Genomic DNA, 16,323 nt, shown 5'->3' with positions numbered 1-16,323 from the left:
CCTAAATGCCATTTTTTGCCCTCCGAAAAATCGCCACCCCCCCCTTCTGTTTTTCACATTGGTAATTTTCCACGCAAACAGTTTGCAATTTTACCTCACAGACATCTGCCTTCTTGGGCGAAGATTGATCATCATGTCCACCGACCTCCTCCACACGCTACCTGCTATCAACGCCTCCCTCAATGGCCTGGCGACCGTGCTGCTGACCACTGGCTTCCTACTAATCAAGGCCGACCGGGTTAAAAACCAAAACGCGCACCGCGCCGTTATGGTGAGCGCCTTTACGGTGTCCGTGGTCTTCCTGACTTGCTACCTATTGCACAAGTGGCTCAAGGCCCAGTCTGGGGTTGCGGTCAACACGTCCTTTGCTGGCGAAGGTATCTGGCGCTGGATTTATTACCCAATGCTCATCAGCCACGTGCTGCTCGCAATGGTGATCGTACCCCTCATCCTCATCACCCTATGGCACGCCATCAAAGGCCGTTATGAGAAGCATCAGAAATGGGCAAAGTGGACTTTTCCGCTCTGGTATTACGTCAGCGTAACAGGCGTGCTCGTCTATTTTTTCCTCTATCAGTGGTTTCCAGCGGCCTAAGCACCCACAATAACCACCCAAGAATAAAATCTTGGACGAGGCGTCAATTGGGCTTGAGACTCGATTTCAGGGCACTACGATAGGCTAAATCAATTTCGCTATGCGCTTGGACCAATTACAGATCGGACGCCGTTGCCGCGTCACCGCGATTAACTTCAACCACGCTGTCTGCCAACGATTGGCTAACTTTGGCCTGCTGCCTGGGCAAGAAGTTGAAATGAGCCAAATTGCACCGTTTGGCGACCCAATCGCAATTACCTTTGGCGGACAAAAAATCAGCCTGCGCAGACGAGAAGCCGCCTTGGTTGAGGTTGAGCTGATCGCCGTCTAATTCCCCCCCCTAGGTGCGCGACACGCAATTTCTGTGACCACAACCATCGCTTCACCTCCCGCTCAGCAAACCAAGCAAATTGCGTTGATCGGCAACCCCAATACGGGGAAAACGTCGCTCTTTAACTGCCTGACGGGCATGCGCCAACGCGTAGGCAACTACCCAGGCGTCACCGTCGAAAAGAAGCTCGGCACCGTTTACTTGGCTCAAGGCCCCGCGACTCTCATTGACTTGCCTGGTGCCTACAGCCTCGCCGCCAGCTCCCTTGATGAACGCGTGGCCGTGGACGTCCTTAGCGGGCACCTGCCCGGCATGGAACGCCCTGACGCCGTAGTCTGCGTGGTCGATGCAACCAACCTTAAGCGCAACCTCTTCTTGGCAATGCAGATCGCCGAACTCGGCATCCCCATGGTCATTGCGCTCAACCTCTGGGACTCCCTCGAAGCACGCGGACAGACCATCGATGTAGACGAACTAGAAAAACGCTTGGGCGTGCCAGTTGTCGCCACCGTAGCCCGCAAAAGCACCGGCGTTAGTGAGCTCAGAGAAGCCATTTCCAACGCCATTCAGCAGGAACGCTGCATTGCGCCAATGATCTGGCCGGAGGAAGTCGACGAGGCCGTCAAAGAGATTCAAATCGCCGCCAAGGGCCACACCACCGTCGCCCTGACAGAGCTAGAGGTCCGCCGCATGCTCTTTGACGCAGGCTCAGCCGTGATGCGCCGGGTGGAAAGCCAACACGAAACCGTGCGTAATGCAGTCCAAATAGGTCGGGAAAAACTCCGTAAGCTAGGCCTCAACCCAATGGCGGCGGAGGCTGTACTCTGCTACAAACATCTGGAAAAACTGCTCGAAGGCATCGTTAAGCAGGCTGGTGAAGCCAAAGGCGAGAAAAGCGAATCCATTGACAAGCTCATGCTGCATCGCATCGGGGGCCTGACCATTTTCGGAGTGCTCATGTACGTCGTTTTTCAGGCCGTCTATAGTTGGGCTGGCCCGCTGATGGACCTCATTGACGTCGCCAAAGGAGCCGTACAAGGTGTAGTCGGCGGTTGGCTCGAGCCTTGGCCTATTCTGGGTAGTCTGGTGACCGATGGCATCATCGAGGGCGTTGGTGCATTCGTTATTTTCCTGCCGCAAATCCTGATCCTGTTCTTCTTTATCTCCCTGTTGGAGGACACTGGCTATATGGCGCGTGCAGCCTTTCTGATGGACCGCTTATTCGGCTGGTGCGGCCTCAACGGCAAAAGCTTCGTACCCATGCTCTCCAGCTACGCCTGCGCGATCCCAGGTATCTTGGCCACTCGCACCATCGAAGACCCCAAGGCGCGTATGGTGACGATTCTCGTCGCCCCGCTGATGAGCTGCTCGGCGCGTTTACCCGTCTACGTACTCCTGATCGGAGCCTTTGTGGAACCGAGATATGGCGTGAGGATTGCAGGACTAGCCCTCTTTGCCATGCATCTCCTGGGCTTGGCGATTGCCATTCCCGCCGCCTGGCTGCTGACGAAATACGTGGTCAAGACCAAGCCTCAGCCTTTCTTGCTAGAGCTCCCCCCCTATCGTGTGCCCCGCATGCAAGACGTGCTTTACCGCATGTGGCAGGCTGGAAAAGAGTTCATCGGCCGTGCCGGAACAATCATTCTGGCGATCACGATCATTGTCTGGGCACTCCTCTATTTTCCTCGCCCTGTAGAGCTCGAAGCACAGGTCACTGAGCAATTTACCGCACAACAAATCGCCGCGAACGATGGCCATGCTGATCTGGTGGAAGCAGAACTCGCTGATCCAGATTCCGCCCTGTCCGTCGAGCTGGGCAACAAAATTGACAGCGCATACACGAACCAAAGCTACATGGCGCGGATTGGCAAAACCATCCAGCCTGTCTTTGAGTTAGCGGGCTTTGACTGGAAGATCACGGTAGGCGTCGTGGCGAGCTTTCCTGCGCGCGAGGTCATTATCTCCACACTAGGCGTCATTTATAGCTTGGGCGGCGATGTGGACGAGGATTCACCGGACTTGAAAACCACGCTCGCGAACGCCAAGTGGCCTGATGGCCCACATGCTGGCCAGCCGATTTTCACGCTCGCGGTGGCTTTCTCAATCATGGTGTTTTTTGCCCTCTGTCAGCAATGTGGCGCTACGGTAGCCGTGATCGCCAAAGAACTCGGCTGGCGCTGGGCAATGGCGAGTTTTGTCTCGATGACTGCTATGGCGTGGATCGGCTCTGTCCTTGTTTACCAGATTGGAACCGCCCTCGGATTTTAGCCATGACTGAGGTCACCATTGTCGCCGCCATCGTCCTCGCAGCCGGGTATTACTTGTTCCGCTGCTGGCGGAAGTCCTCCAAACCACAGGGTTGCGGAGACAACAAGAGCTGTGGCTGCCGGCGGAAACGATGAAATCCGCCTGAAACTTACCCGACGGACCTACTGAGTGGCCTCAATTGCGGTCAGGAGCTGCTTGGCCATAGCCTGATTGGACTTCACGTTTGGATGCCAGTGAGCGCCCACGCCCTGCATACCAAATTCATTCGTCAGCTTGACGACATAAACCTGCTGATTGTTCGCAGCAATCTCGTTTAAATACGCCAAGATCTCACTATGCTTTGGAGTGTAAATCATGGGTCCGAACACACAAAAGATCTTGGCCTCCGGTGCCGTAGAGCGAATGTCGTCGATTAGGGCCTGATAGGCCGCTATATAGTCGTCCTTCGGCGGAATGCCCTTGGCGGAGTCATTGGTGCCAAGATTGATGACGACGATCGTGGGGACCCATGCAGTGCCAGCACGCTCAGGCTCTCCGGTCTCTGGCAAGGCCTGACGCCAGATTTCGGGGAGCTGCCCGTGGAGATTGTTGTTACGGTCGCGCAGGACGCCTTTGCCAGACCAAGCGGCGCAGCGGACATCGGCCCCAAGCTCACGGCCAGCAATCGCCCAATAGGTAAGCTCACCGTTCTCAGTAGCGGGGCGGAAGGGAGCCTTAATTCCGTCGGTTTCATTGCCGTAGCCACAACTGATGGAATCACCAATAACTTGCAGGCGAACGTCCGACATAGGGGGGGGGGGCAATAATTGGGCACCGACAGGCAATTCCAACCCAAGGAACTGGATCGGCTTGAACAGTGGCTCCGTCCGGCGGAAAACGGTGACGGTGTGCGGCTTCCCATCGAACCCAGAGACGGCGTAGCGCGTCTGTCCCTTTTGCAGAGCAATGGCTGTCGGCACCTCGTCATCGATGCGGATGTTGAGGTAATTATTGCGATAATCATCCTCAGCGTCGCCGTGTAAGCCGCCCGGGGCATAATCTTGCATCAGGATGTTCATTGCGTCCGCATCGGTGCGGACCTTGAAGCCTATGCCCGTCCAAGACCCCTTAAAATCGTCCGTCCAAGCGCCTTGGAGCGCAATGCTGTCGTTATCAGGGGCAATTTTCTGTGGCAGTTCATCTGCGGCAAGGCGCAGCGAGCATGTGACCAGCAAAGCACAGGCGAGGAAGGAGAGTCGTCGATTCATCTAGTAAAAATGGGGCGTTAAAAAGAATTGCGCAACTGAACTCTATGGCACTTCCACCACGACGCGCATGATGCCCTTCATGCCAATGGCGTAATGGCCAGTGAATGAGCACAGGAACTCGTAATCACCCGGTATCTTAGGCGCGGTGAAGGTGATGGTGTCCGACTCTCCAGGGCCAAGGAGCTCCGTGTGGGCAATCATCCAATCATCCATCCCAGCCGGAATATAGTCCGTCTCCTTAGCGAAGGATGCTTCTGCCATAAAAGCCTGTGGTTTTCTTTTCAGGTCCAATATTACCAAATTATGCCCCATCTGCGCTTTGGGCATGTTACCAATGTTGGTCAGGGTAAGGGTAATCTCTTTGCCTGCTGGAACTTCAATCAGACCTTTGTTGAAGCGCATATTGTCTCCTGCCGTCAACTCGAAGGTCGTGCTGGGCTTACCTGCGGCATTGGTAGTCTTGGCGGCAGTGGAGGGGGGGGATTCGGCCTTGGGCGGCTGGGGTCCGCAAGCTGTAAAGGCAATTAAAATGGCGAAAATTGATATGCTAATGGTATGACGCATTAGGCAAAGTAAAGAGGGTAAATATCGCGAATGCAATATTCCGCTTGAATTTGACGTCGCTGTTCGCACATTACGTTAGGTTTTGAGCGCCATTTCAGCGCTTAATAATATTGATTTTCTTGCTCACTAACTGATCCATGACGACATCACCCCGATTTCGACGCTTTCTTCAGCGCGCTGGCTTTCTAGCGTTGAGCCTCGGTCTGGCCGGGTGCAGCTTCACGACTCCGCAGTCTAGCCTAGACCCCAAAGGGCCCGTTGCACGTGAGCAGCTCGACCTTTTTTACCTGACCGTCTGGGTCTGCCTCGGCATCTTTATTTTGGTAGGTGGCGCGCTGGTTTGGGTGGTTATCCGCTTCCGCGAACGTCCTGGCGACGACGCCAAGCCCATGCCTTCGCAGGGCCACGGCAATCCAATGATTGAAATCGGCCTAATCGGCGGGTCGATCTTCCTACTCGTCATTATCGCGATTCCCACCTTGCGCGCAATTTGGTTCACACAAGGCCTCCCAGAGGATAAACCCTACTACGAAGAGTCCAAGCTCGGCACTTACATAAAAGGCGAACTCGCACCGGAAGAAAAAGACAACGTGCTCGAGATCAACGTCTACGGCTGGCAATGGTGGTTTGCTTTTGAATACCCTCAGCTCGGCTTCACGACCGCAAACGAGTTCGTGATGCCCGTGGGCAAGGTCGTAAAGTTCAACCTGAAGGGCCGCGACGTCATCCACTCCTTTTGGTTGCCCAAACTGGGTGGCAAGGTGGACATCATCCCCGGCCGCAAGAACTGGCTCTGGTTGATGGCCGATGAAGAAGGCTACTATTTCGGCCAGTGCGCGGAATACTGTGGTGCGGCTCATGCCTACATGCTTTTCCGGGCCGAAGTTGTTTCCGAAGACAAATTTAATGAGTGGGTCGCCGATTATAAGCAAGGTGCCGCTGCCCCGTCTGGCTTTACCGCCAAACCCACGGCAGAGAACCCCCACCCCACCAATCAGGACAACTGGACCGCATGGGCGAAACAGAACGCCCAGGACCCCCAATCGCTCCCTCAGGACGACGCTACCAAGGGCGCACAAGTATTTATGGGCAAGGGCAAGTGCATCGTTTGCCATACCATCGACAGCTCCCCTGCGGGCGGTACTATTGGCCCAAACCTAACCAAGCTCGGACAACGCAAGTCCGTCGCCGCCGGTATTCTCAATCATTACACGGAAGACGGTGGATTGGATGAGGCCAAACAAGCAGAGAACCTTCTGAATTGGGTAGCCTACTCCCACCGCTATAAGCCTGACAACATCATGTATTACCAGATGGGTGCCGGGCTCGCCGATCTGCAATATCAAGGCCTGACCTACGCTGACCTTTCCAAAGTCGGCATTACTGACAAACAACTGACGAGCGCCGGAGTCTCCGACGAGCAGCTTGCCGAACTCAAGGCCAATGCAGGCGATCCCTTGACCAGCATTGTTTCCGACCAAATGACCCTCCGTCGTATCATCAAGCCGTTGGAAGATAACGACGAAAAGCTGGCTGAGCTTGCAAAAGTCAGTGGCTGGCTAAGCCCAGAAGAATTTAAACAAGTTGCGGTCTACCTGCAGTCCCTCAAATAATTTCACCATACAGACAATGAGCAGCGCCACCGCCGAAGTCCATACCACCCACCACCACGCCGTCGCCGACAAAACACAGTTGGCACCGGAGAAGTCGTTGCTGGGCCTCACACGGCCTGATCGACACACCGGCTGGATCGACTGGGTGACCACCGTTGACCACAAGAAAATCGGCATCATGTATGGTGGCTTCGCCCTGCTATTCTTCATCATCGGTGGTATTGAAGCCCTGATGATCCGCCTACAGCTGTCCGTGCCGCAAAATGATCTGATCACCGCGCAGCTATACAATCAGTTCTTCACGATGCACGGCACCACGATGATTTTTTTGGGGGTCATGCCGCTGTCTGCTGCGTTCTTTAATTTCCTCGTACCGCTCCAAATCGGTGCCCGAGACGTCGCGTTCCCGCGGCTCAATACCTTTTCATTGTGGACCTTTGTTGCTGGGGCTTTCGTGTTGAATATCAGTTGGCTCTTCCAGTTTGCACATACGGTTGGCTGGTTTGGCCAAGGCCTCGTGCACACAGACATGGCCCCTTCCGGCGGTTGGTTCGGCTACGCTCCGCTGACGGGGGATAAATACACTGGTATTGGCACGGACTTCTGGATTGTGGGCCTACAAATCCTTGGCGTCGCCTCGCTCGCAGCCTCGTTTAACTTCATTGTGACGATCCTCAACATGCGTGCACCTGGGATGACCATGATGCGCCTGCCGGTCTTCACCTGGATGACCCTCGTGACCAGTTTCCTGATCATCTTCGCGTTTCCTGCAATTACCATTGCGCTAGCTGAGCTGATGTTCGACCGCTATTTTGGCTCCAATTTTTTCCGCACAGAGAACGGCGGGCAACCGATCCTTTGGCAGCACTTATTCTGGGTCTTTGGTCACCCGGAAGTGTATATTCTCGTGTTGCCAGCCATGGGCATCGTATCCGAAATCCTGCCAACTTTCTCCAAAAAGCCGCTTTTCGGCTACCCAATCATTGTTTTCTCAGGCGCTGTAATCGGCTTCCTCGGCTTCGCTGTTTGGAGCCACCACATGTTTACGACTGGCCTCGGTAAGGTCGCCACAGCCGCCTTCTCGCTGCTAACCATGGCCATTGCCGTCCCGACGGGTGTTAAGATTTTTAACTGGATGGGCACGCTTTGGGGCGGCCGCATTAAGTTCACCGTACCTATGGTTTTCTCATTGGGCTTCATCTGGATGTTCATGCTTGGCGGTTTCACCGGCATCATGCACTCCTCTGCTCCTGCCGATGCGCAGCAGCAGGATAGCTACTTCGTGGTCGCTCACTTCCACTACGTGCTCCTCGGCGGCGTGCTCCTTGGTCTATTGGCTGGCCTCTATTTCTGGGTTCCGAAAATCTTTGGCCGCATGCTTAACCAGAAGCTTGGTTACTGGACCGCTTTCCTCGTGATCGCCGGATTCAACATAACCTTTTTCCCGATGCACTACTTGGGCCTGACGGGTATGCCACGCCGCACGCACACGTATCTTGGTGACATGGGCTGGAACCTCTGGAACCTCGTTGCCACGATTGGCGCGTTCATTCTGGGCATCGGCGTCCTACTCTGCTTCGTCAATATCGTCTACACCGTATTTAAAGGCAAGAAGTGCGACGCCGACCCTTGGGGCGGTCGCACGCTGGAGTGGTCCACCCCTACCCCGGTTCCCGCCTACAACTTTGCTGCTACACCTATCGTGCAAGCGCGCGACTGCTTCTGGGTTCACAAGCATGGCGACAAGAAAATTGAATATATGCCCGATGACGGCCATGGCATCCACATGCCAAGCCAATCCTGGTTTCCTCTGCTCTGTGGCTTCGGTTTCGCCTTCTTTGGCGTATCGATGGCCATGATGGGCGCTGGCGTGCCATACGCGGGCTATTGCGCAATCGCTGGACTGAGCGCGGTATTCCTCGGCGTTTACCTCTGGGCGCTCGAAGGCCCCGGCGGCTATCACTTGGAGCCCCCCCACGAAGAAGGCGCAGACAAACCACATGACGCACCTGCCTCCCACGCCGCTCATTAAGCCGCGCATTTGGCCCAACTTTCATTTTTAATCTTCTTTAATCTTTCCAATGCCTTCCGCCAACCCGCCGCTAGACGACCAACTGCTGGAGGAAATTCACGCCGACCAGAACACCAACACCGGCATCGAGAACAAGAAGCTCATTATGTGGCTCTTTCTCGCGTCGGACTGTATGTTCTTCGGTACGCTGATTTCCACGCACCTGATCTATCGCAAGCTCTACCCCTTCGGCCACCCAGAAGAGGGCGCTGTCAACATTACGGGTACGTTCGACATTGAGCTGACATCCTTCTCGACCTTCATCCTGCTGATGAGCTCGTTTCTGATGGCCCTCGCGGTGTCCTCCATGCACAAAGGAGCGATCCAGAGCTTCCGTAATTACACCTTCGGCGTAATCATCTTCGGCCTCATCTTCTTGGCTGGTCAGGTATATGAATTCCAACACTTCTACCACGGACAAGGCTGGTATGATTGGAAGGTCTCCAGCAACGCTGGGCAGGTGATTGTCGGCAATGAAAAGAACAAACTGCTTTTCCATGATGTCGCCAACACAGCCGCAGCCAAGGAAGGCTTTGGCCATGAACAATTTGGCCTTGAGTTGCTGTCATTCACTCCAGCCGAAGGCGCGGATCTTGCACATCCTCCAATCACCTTCAAATACGAAGTCGAATTACCCGATGAAGTGGGCAATGCCCCGGAAACTTTTTACGGCGAGTATATTTACAATCCCACGGACCCACACGCTTCCCAAGTCGTCGTCCTGAGCGAAATTCCTCCACCACCCGTCATTGAAGAAGCCAAAGAAGCCCCCAAGGAAGAAGCCAGCGACGATACGGCTAAAGCGGACTCCGGTGGTAAGACAGATGCTTCAGAAAAGGCTGAGACCACAGAAGAAGCAGAGGCACCAGCCGAAGCAAGCGAAACAAAGGATGTGACCGCCGCTCAAGAGCAAACCGAAGCCGCCGAAGAACATGTGGCCGAAAGCACTGAGCACACTGAAGCCCCTAACGAACACGCCACAGAGAAGCACACGGAAGACACTCACAATGAAGCTCATCCCCACACTCACACCCCCGCCCCAACCTCAATGGCTGAGGTTACCAAGGCAGCCAAGGAAACCTTTAAGCACAGCAATTACGGTTTCGAACTGAATGAATTCAAGCAGGTTCAAGTTGTCCCCGGCCTCGACCTGAAAACCAGCGTCTTCGGCTCCACATTCTATGTGATGACTGGCACGCACGGCACACACGTCGCCATCGGCGTGCTCTGGTTGTTCTCAATGCTGGTCTATTCTTACTCTGGCCGCCTCACTCCGCGCCATGCAGTCGACGTTGAAATTGCGGGCCTTTACTGGCACTTTGTTGACATCGTCTGGATTGTCATCTTCACCGTCGTTTATCTGGTCGAGTATATTTAGAGTTACTTTTATTTTCAAACTTTAACCTTTCATCTACGATGTCCCACGCCACAACCTGGAAAGAAGCCGCAATTCTTGAGAATGCGCGCTATCACACTTTCTTCAACCTAGCGATGTTCCTGGCGGTCCTGACAGGGATTGAAATCGTCATCATCTTCTTGCCATGGGCCTCATGGCTGGTGATGAGCATGCTTGTGGTGCTGTCCGTCATAAAATTCTTCGCAGTCATCCTGTGGTTCATGCACTTGATCTACGACAAGATCACCCTTTTCTGGCTATTCCTCACGGGCATGGTTCTCGCCACCGGAACCATGATTGCGCTAGTCGCGCTTTTTTCCGTGGACAATGTGGACTTCGGCAGCATTGCCGCCGTTGGCCAATACGCCGTTACAGCCCTCGCTTAAACCCGGTTTATAAGCCGCAGATCTTTACCAATGCAGCCCAACCGGTAGGGACTCACCAAAGAGCTGCTGACGGTCTTTTTCTTCGATCGGGACAAAGGTCGTGACACGTCGTAGCTGATCCTCTTTGGCCCCCGACTCCGTTAACTTCGCCACAATTCGCCCACGAAGCGCCTCGTCGAGGTCATGGTCACGGTTGTCCAGTCGGCGCGCCGCCTGCGTGAAAGTCGTCTTCAAGCCCGCCAGCGAGTCACGCCAGCTCAGCCTAGCAAGTTGATCAAAGGCCTGAGTCACCGCCGATACAGGTAGAATAGCCCCCTCCCCGGCATAAAGAGGCGTCCGGGTAAGCAATCTCCCAAGCGCCCAAATTGCGTGATCACAGTATTTATCGGCACGTTCCAAAATCAGCTTCAGACAATGGTTTGCTAACTCCATGCGATCCTCGCTCGGAAGCCACTCCAGCGCACCAGCCATGCGCAGCGGCTCATAAGCCTGCTTGGCGTCGTCGTAAATGCGTTCCCGCCAAGTATGATAGAGCGCAGCCTGTTGGTCTCGGTCAAGCCCACCCGCCGTACGACGCCACAGAATGAACAACTGTTCGCGAATCGCCTTATCCCGGTCATGTGCCAGCCCCAGCTCGTGTAAAAACCATAGCCTCTGCATCCGGTAACGGTCCAGCGGATGGCCATAGCCTGGACGTAAGCAGAAGCCCGCCGCCATCAGCCAAGCCAGCTCGTGCTCCGTCGAACGGTCGCGCCGGGTGATGGATTCGCCCAATGGCTCCCAAAGCTCCCGCAACAGCGCAGTATTCCAGTCCTTACGCTTCAGCCGCAATACGTCCTCTAATTGCTTGATCAGTCGGGCTGGTTCGCTCTGCGGCTCAGAATTACTTTGTAATCCGAAACATTGTCCTATCTGCGCCTGCGCCGCCTGCAAATCCTCAGTAGCCGCACCGGTGTCCTCGGCAGGAGTCTCCTCAATGGGCTCATCTCCATTGAGTTTTTCGCGCAAATTAAATTCCAAAGACCAACGCCGCTGGCGGTCTCCTACCCGACGCACGCTTTCGCAGACCAGTTGCAACAGCCCCAAATTATTCAGCTCCGCAATAAGGTGCACGGCGAGTTTACCGCCTTCCGGTTTTTCAACGTTCGGGGGCAACAACGCCAAGGTCGTGAGCGCAGGCAGGCGGTGAAATGCATCGTCGTCCAGATCAACAACCTCGCCCACGGTATCTTCGGGGCGCGAGGGAGAGGTCCAGGCCTGAAAACGCACCGGGCGGTCAACCATCAATTGAATTTCGGGCTCCACGAGCCGCACTGGTGCCTCGATTTCTGCGCCTTGTGGCAAAATACATACGCCGCTGCGCACTGGGGCATCCTTGCGTTTTGTTTTACCGCGACGCTTTTTCGGCGCTGCACCCTGAATCTCCAAATAAATGGCGTGCCCACTGCCTCCCGTAATCGTCAAGCCCGCAGCCTGCCGCTCACTAAATCGATAAAAAGCCGCACCCCGCGCTACCGCCAAGTGTGGTTCGTCATTGGCCAGCATCCCCGGCTCCGCGTTATCCTGCCAGACCGCCGCTTGCGCGCACAAGCGTTCGCGTAAAAGAGACGAAGCCACCGTCCCGCCGTTGAAGAGTAGCGCATCCACCCGCCGGCCCCGCAGGAAGCCAGCCAAGTGCCGCGTAATCGCCGAGTCCTGCGCATAGGGCAGCCCTAGTTCGCGTAAGCCTGTCCGCTCTTGCGCGGGTCGGGCATCCACCGGGCATTCGGGGAAAAACCCATCCAGCATCAGCGTCAACAATTCTCCTTGCGAAACCTCTGCGCTCCGAGCGGATGCAAACAGACTCGATCCGCCATCAGTCACCGACACACGAAGTAATTTGGCAGGGTCTGGCGCGGGGTCCGCTAATACCCACTCCTTCAATGTGCGGCATTGCGAAAGTAGTTGCGCCCAAGCGCTGGTAGATAAAGTTCCTCCGTCAGCTAATTGCGGCTCCACCATTTTCGCCAGCGCCAAGTCGAGGTTATCGCCTCCCAGCAGAATATGCTCACTAACCGCCAGTCGCCGAATCGACGGATGCTCATCGCCCTCCGATGCAGTCACTTCAAACAGACTGAAGTCTGACGTGCCACCGCCAATATCACACACCAGCACTAGCTCGGGACGCTCATTTAACTGTGGAAAGGCTGTCGCCAATTCCGACGCTCCCGGATGCCGCTCCAGCCAAGCGTAAAACGCTGCCTGCGGCTCTTCAAGGAGTCGCGTGGATGCAGGATAACCCGCACGTTCCGCAGCTTCCAATGTGAGCCGTTGCGCATCTGCATCAAATGAAGCCGGAACAGTAATAACAATGTCTTGGCGGTCAAAGCGTGCGGTCTTGTCCTTGCCCGCCATCTGCCGATCCCACACGACACGCAAATAACTGAGGTAGGCAGCGGAGACGTCCACTGGCGAAAGTTTGCGATCAACCGGCAACACCGTCGACTGCCAAGGCAGTAATTTGCTTTCACGGTCAACGCCTCGATGGCAGAGCCAAGACTTCGCCGAATACGCCACACGCTCCGGGGAAAGCGACGCCATCTCCCGTGCCCACTGTCCGACGACACGCGTATGCGACCACCCAGCAAGCTCTCCCTCAACTGCTCCGTCGGGATGCAGCTCACGCGCTTCGTCATCAGTTAGAAAATAGCAGAACGACGGCAGCACAGGGTCCTCCCGCCACTGGCCCAGCGCCTCGTATTGTGGCACATTGAGCAACTGCGTAGATGGCGATGCAGCCGTTGTGTCCACATATGCGAGCGCACAATTACTCGTGCCTAAATCTATTCCAATACTGTAACGGGCAGCCATAAATCAGAAACGCCTTTTGCTCCAGCACCAAGCCCTATACAGGATAGGATCCCAATTCGAAATCTTTGCGATACAACTGATGAACGATGGCTTTCGATTCCTCATCAAATTCAAAATCAGTCTGCACATGACCCGTGCTGTTGATGCGCTTTCCCAAATTTAATCCGGGTAGTTGACCAATAGTCTCTAATTGCTCCATAAATAAAATCTCGCACTTGGGCCATTGGCCAAATCGCCGCCCTTTCCAGTGAATCTGCATGAGCCAATGCTGCGGATGAAAATGACTATCCAAGTGGTAGATCTCTGGCAGTAATTGAATAAAGTCCTTGAAGCTAAAGGCCAATAAAGCCTCCGTCTTCGCCTCGTCACTGGCGTCTAATGCAACCCCCAAGCGCTCGAAGACAACGTGGTGACATTCCTGCCAATAAAAATTCGACTCCTTAATCCGTGTCGGTTGCTTGCGATACTTGTCCTTGAAACACGAAACAGTGCGATCATATGGATTCCGCAAAATAATTTTAGCCGATCCAGGCTTTCGAACCATCGCATGCAGGAAAAGGCGCGGTGTTACATATTCCCCCAAATACTTCCACTCACCGGAAGAATTAAACTGGCTGTATAGACACTTATAGCTAACCAACATGTAGCGAGTCGGCTTGACGCTATTATGATAAAACAAAGGCATGGGTTAGCTAAACACAGTTAGGAATTTCACGCTGGCAATGCTATTCCGTGCGCACGGAAAACTCCAGTTTCCAACGGGCATCGGAGCGCGTGTGCTGCATCCATAGCTCCAAGGCGCCCACTTCGGTCACGCAACTGTGGAGTTTCACCGGAATCGCTTCGCCAGCAGTAAGCCCTTCAACCGGTTCCAGCACGGTTTGCACAGCGGCGGTTTCTTCCAGTTCCTTTTCAGCATTGGGCAACACTGTCCCTACAGCATCACCAGCGCGAGCAGTGGAACTGAAGAAGCGGAAGCTCACCTCCTGCCCGAGTACAAGGCCAAATTCTTGATCACCCAACACGGCCTCGGTCCCCTCCTCCATGCCTTGTGGAACGACGCATATGCCCTTGACCGGTGGCTTGAATCCTGGGATCGCCATCATCGTTGTCTCAAGGCCAAGGTAGTAGCTTCGCGAAGCGCCCGCTTTAATGCGCACGCCCTTGCCTGAGAGTTTGCTCAGTCCATAATAGCAGGCACCTTGCGCAACTGCTAACGCGTAATCGCTCCCTGCAAGCTCGCGGACCTCAGCACTCGACCATGAACGCAACAGTTCGAGCACGCGGGCGCGAGCGGGATCCGCATTGAAAAAGCCGCCATTAAAAAGTACCGCTGACGGCGCGAGCAATTCGCCCGACAAGGCTTCGGCGGACAATTGAGCGGACAGTGTCTCACTAGAGCGTACGTTGTCCAAACTCCGCTTCAGAAAGCGGGCGAGGTGCTTGCTCAGCACGGGATCAGCTGCGTAGTCCAACCCAAATTCCTTCAAGCCGCCCGCTGCCTTGGTCTGCGGCATGTCACTCGGTGCCGTCAGTGGCAGGAAGCCTTGCAGTGCAATTTGCTCCAGCAAATCACGCCCCAACGTCGTGCTCACCGTGCCCGCGAAAAGCGATGACCCACGTGAGGGAACAGCGATCGGAACTTCAGGCAGCGACAAGTCAGAAAACAACTGCTCTTTGCCAACGCGCGCGGAATGAATCAATGCCAAGAACTGCCAGTCGTCAATCGATGCGCCCTCGGCTTCGATCTGCGCCCGCAACGCAAAGGCCAATGCAAGGTCGAGGTTATCGCCTCCCAGCAGAATGTGCTCGCCCACGCTCACACGCTCTAACTGCAATTCTCCGCCAGAGTCGGAAACTGCAATCAGGCTAAAATCTGAGGTGCCGCCACCCACATCACAGACGAGAACCAAATCGCCCGGTTTCACATGGCTACGCCAGTCACCGCCCATTTTTTCCAGCCAAGCGTAAAACGCCGCCTGCGGCTCTTCCATTAAAATCACATCACCCAGACCAGCCGCCTGTGCGGCTTCCAATGTCAATTGGCGAGCAGCTTCATCAAACGACGCAGGCACCGTCAGCACAACCTGTGTGCTTTCCAGAGGCGCAACACTTGCCTTAAGCACTTCCAGATAGCGCTGTGTAGCGGTCAGCGGCGAAACTTTTTGCTCCGTCGGCACACTGATAGAGCCCCAAGGAAGAATCGGCTGTCGATGGTCAATCTGCCCATGGCAGAGCCAGCTCTTGGCCGAGGTCACCAAGCGATCCGGCGACTGGGCACCATGCTCCCGCGCAAACCGACCAACAAAGCCCGGCTTAGTCGAATCCAGTCCCGGCACGCTGAAAGCGTCGTCTTCGAACTCACCCTCGTTCGGTAAATAAAGCGCGGACGGCAAACCAGCCTGCTCGCCAACACTGTGCGGCCCAAAAGCCTGCGTGACCGGCAACACCGACAGTACACGCTCATCCAGCGAAGCCAGCGTAAGCGCGGAGTTACTCGTGCCCAAATCAATTCCAAGGCAATGCGTTTCGTTCATGGCAAAAATAGGTGGTGGGTCTGAGGGGCAACGAACAGCAACCAAACTATTTCAGCTCAACTTGTGCAGGGGCAATGGGCGGCAACGCACCATCTTTGGCAGCAACCATGCGCGGCAGTTTAAAGGCCGTTGCACGCCAGCCTTTGTGACGCAAAACTCCCGTATAAGGCGGTTGGCCTGTCACTTTACCCACAAGACGGTAGTCGCCGACAGCGTAACCCGGCTCCAGCGTAATATTGCTATTTTCCGCAGAGTTCGTGACCGATTCCACGCTAAGCGCCTCCTTCATGACTGTCTGACAACCCTGATGCACGACGCGGGCGGCTGCGCCTACTTGGGCATCGCTGTAGGACGTAACGTCGTCCATGACAAAATCCACAAAACGTCCCTTTTCTTGCAACTGTGCGAGAAATTGAAGCAACTCCGCATGGTCTGGCTCAGTTGGGTTTTCGACGGCGGGGGGTG

14 protein-coding genes are annotated in these 16,323 nt (G+C 55.1%); 8 read left to right on the top strand and 6 right to left on the bottom strand.

The genetic code is table 11. The features are described from left to right. Nucleotides 1–133 precede the first annotated feature (133 nt). From IE065_RS16945 to IE065_RS16930, 4 genes are all read left to right on the top strand, one after another. Nucleotides 134–595: a DUF420 domain-containing protein gene (locus IE065_RS16945; protein ID WP_189517295.1), complete on the top strand. Its 462-nt coding sequence runs from the start codon at nucleotides 134–136 to the stop codon at nucleotides 593–595. A 100-nt stretch (nucleotides 596–695) separates the two neighbouring features. Continuing rightward, the gene (locus tag IE065_RS16940) at nucleotides 696–926 is read left to right on the top strand and encodes a FeoA family protein (RefSeq protein ID WP_189517293.1); all 231 of its coding nucleotides are present in this window, start codon (nucleotides 696–698) and stop codon (nucleotides 924–926) included. Nucleotides 927–959: 33 nt separating this feature from the next. Beyond that, on the top strand, nucleotides 960–3,194 hold the full coding sequence (gene feoB, locus IE065_RS16935) for a ferrous iron transport protein B (protein WP_229792149.1): 2,235 nt from the start codon (nucleotides 960–962) through the stop codon (nucleotides 3,192–3,194). A gap of 2 nt (nucleotides 3,195–3,196) precedes the next feature. After that, a complete protein-coding gene (locus tag IE065_RS16930; protein ID WP_189517291.1) occupies nucleotides 3,197–3,328 on the top strand; it encodes a FeoB-associated Cys-rich membrane protein in 132 nt (43 codons plus the stop codon). 27 nt (nucleotides 3,329–3,355) lie between these two features. Here the strand turns inward: IE065_RS16930 and IE065_RS16925 are convergent, their stop codons facing one another. Together IE065_RS16925 and IE065_RS16920 are read right to left on the bottom strand one after the other, a co-directional pair. Continuing rightward, entirely contained in the window at nucleotides 3,356–4,441 is a 1,086-nt protein-coding gene (locus tag IE065_RS16925; RefSeq protein ID WP_189517289.1) for an SGNH/GDSL hydrolase family protein, read from the bottom strand. Nucleotides 4,442–4,483: 42 nt separating this feature from the next. Further along, nucleotides 4,484–5,005: a plastocyanin/azurin family copper-binding protein gene (locus IE065_RS16920; RefSeq protein ID WP_189517287.1), complete on the bottom strand. Its 522-nt coding sequence runs from the start codon at nucleotides 5,003–5,005 to the stop codon at nucleotides 4,484–4,486. Nucleotides 5,006–5,142: 137 nt separating this feature from the next. Between IE065_RS16920 and coxB the strand changes: the two genes are divergently transcribed. The 4 genes from coxB to IE065_RS16900 are packed head-to-tail and all read left to right on the top strand — an operon-like array spanning nucleotide 5,143 to nucleotide 10,471. Then, nucleotides 5,143–6,618 (top strand): cytochrome c oxidase subunit II, encoded by a 1,476-nt coding sequence (gene coxB, locus IE065_RS16915; protein WP_189517285.1) that lies wholly within the window; start codon nucleotides 5,143–5,145, stop codon nucleotides 6,616–6,618. 16 nt (nucleotides 6,619–6,634) lie between these two features. Beyond that, entirely contained in the window at nucleotides 6,635–8,650 is a 2,016-nt protein-coding gene (gene ctaD / locus IE065_RS16910) for a cytochrome c oxidase subunit I (protein WP_189517283.1), read from the top strand. 49 nt (nucleotides 8,651–8,699) lie between these two features. Beyond that, nucleotides 8,700–10,067 (top strand): cytochrome c oxidase subunit 3, encoded by a 1,368-nt coding sequence (locus IE065_RS18155; RefSeq protein ID WP_229792148.1) that lies wholly within the window; start codon nucleotides 8,700–8,702, stop codon nucleotides 10,065–10,067. 38 nt (nucleotides 10,068–10,105) lie between these two features. Then, complete coding sequence (locus tag IE065_RS16900) at nucleotides 10,106–10,471, top strand: hypothetical protein (RefSeq protein WP_189517281.1); 366 nt, start codon at nucleotides 10,106–10,108, stop codon at nucleotides 10,469–10,471. A gap of 24 nt (nucleotides 10,472–10,495) precedes the next feature. Here IE065_RS16900 and IE065_RS16895 read toward each other — a convergent pair whose 3' ends face one another. The 4 genes from IE065_RS16895 to IE065_RS16880 all read right to left on the bottom strand — a co-directional run. Next, nucleotides 10,496–13,321 (bottom strand): hsp70 family protein, encoded by a 2,826-nt coding sequence (locus IE065_RS16895; protein WP_189517279.1) that lies wholly within the window; start codon nucleotides 13,319–13,321, stop codon nucleotides 10,496–10,498. Between the two features lie 34 nt (nucleotides 13,322–13,355). Then, nucleotides 13,356–14,006, bottom strand: a complete 651-nt coding sequence (locus IE065_RS16890) for a sulfotransferase family 2 domain-containing protein (protein WP_189517277.1) — start codon at nucleotides 14,004–14,006, stop codon at nucleotides 13,356–13,358. 40 nt (nucleotides 14,007–14,046) lie between these two features. Next, a complete protein-coding gene (locus IE065_RS16885; RefSeq protein ID WP_189517275.1) occupies nucleotides 14,047–15,858 on the bottom strand; it encodes an Hsp70 family protein in 1,812 nt (603 codons plus the stop codon). Nucleotides 15,859–15,904: 46 nt separating this feature from the next. Further along, a partial coding sequence (locus IE065_RS16880) for a DUF2760 domain-containing protein (RefSeq protein WP_189517273.1) occupies nucleotides 15,905–16,323 on the bottom strand: 419 nt, incomplete at its 5' end.

The sequence above is a fragment of the Cerasicoccus arenae genome (assembly GCF_014651635.1).
In the GTDB taxonomy this organism is placed as follows: Bacteria; Verrucomicrobiota; Verrucomicrobiia; order Opitutales; family Cerasicoccaceae; genus Cerasicoccus; species Cerasicoccus arenae.
Note: the sequence above shows the minus strand (reverse complement) of the source record. Positions and strands in the feature narration are given on the sequence as shown.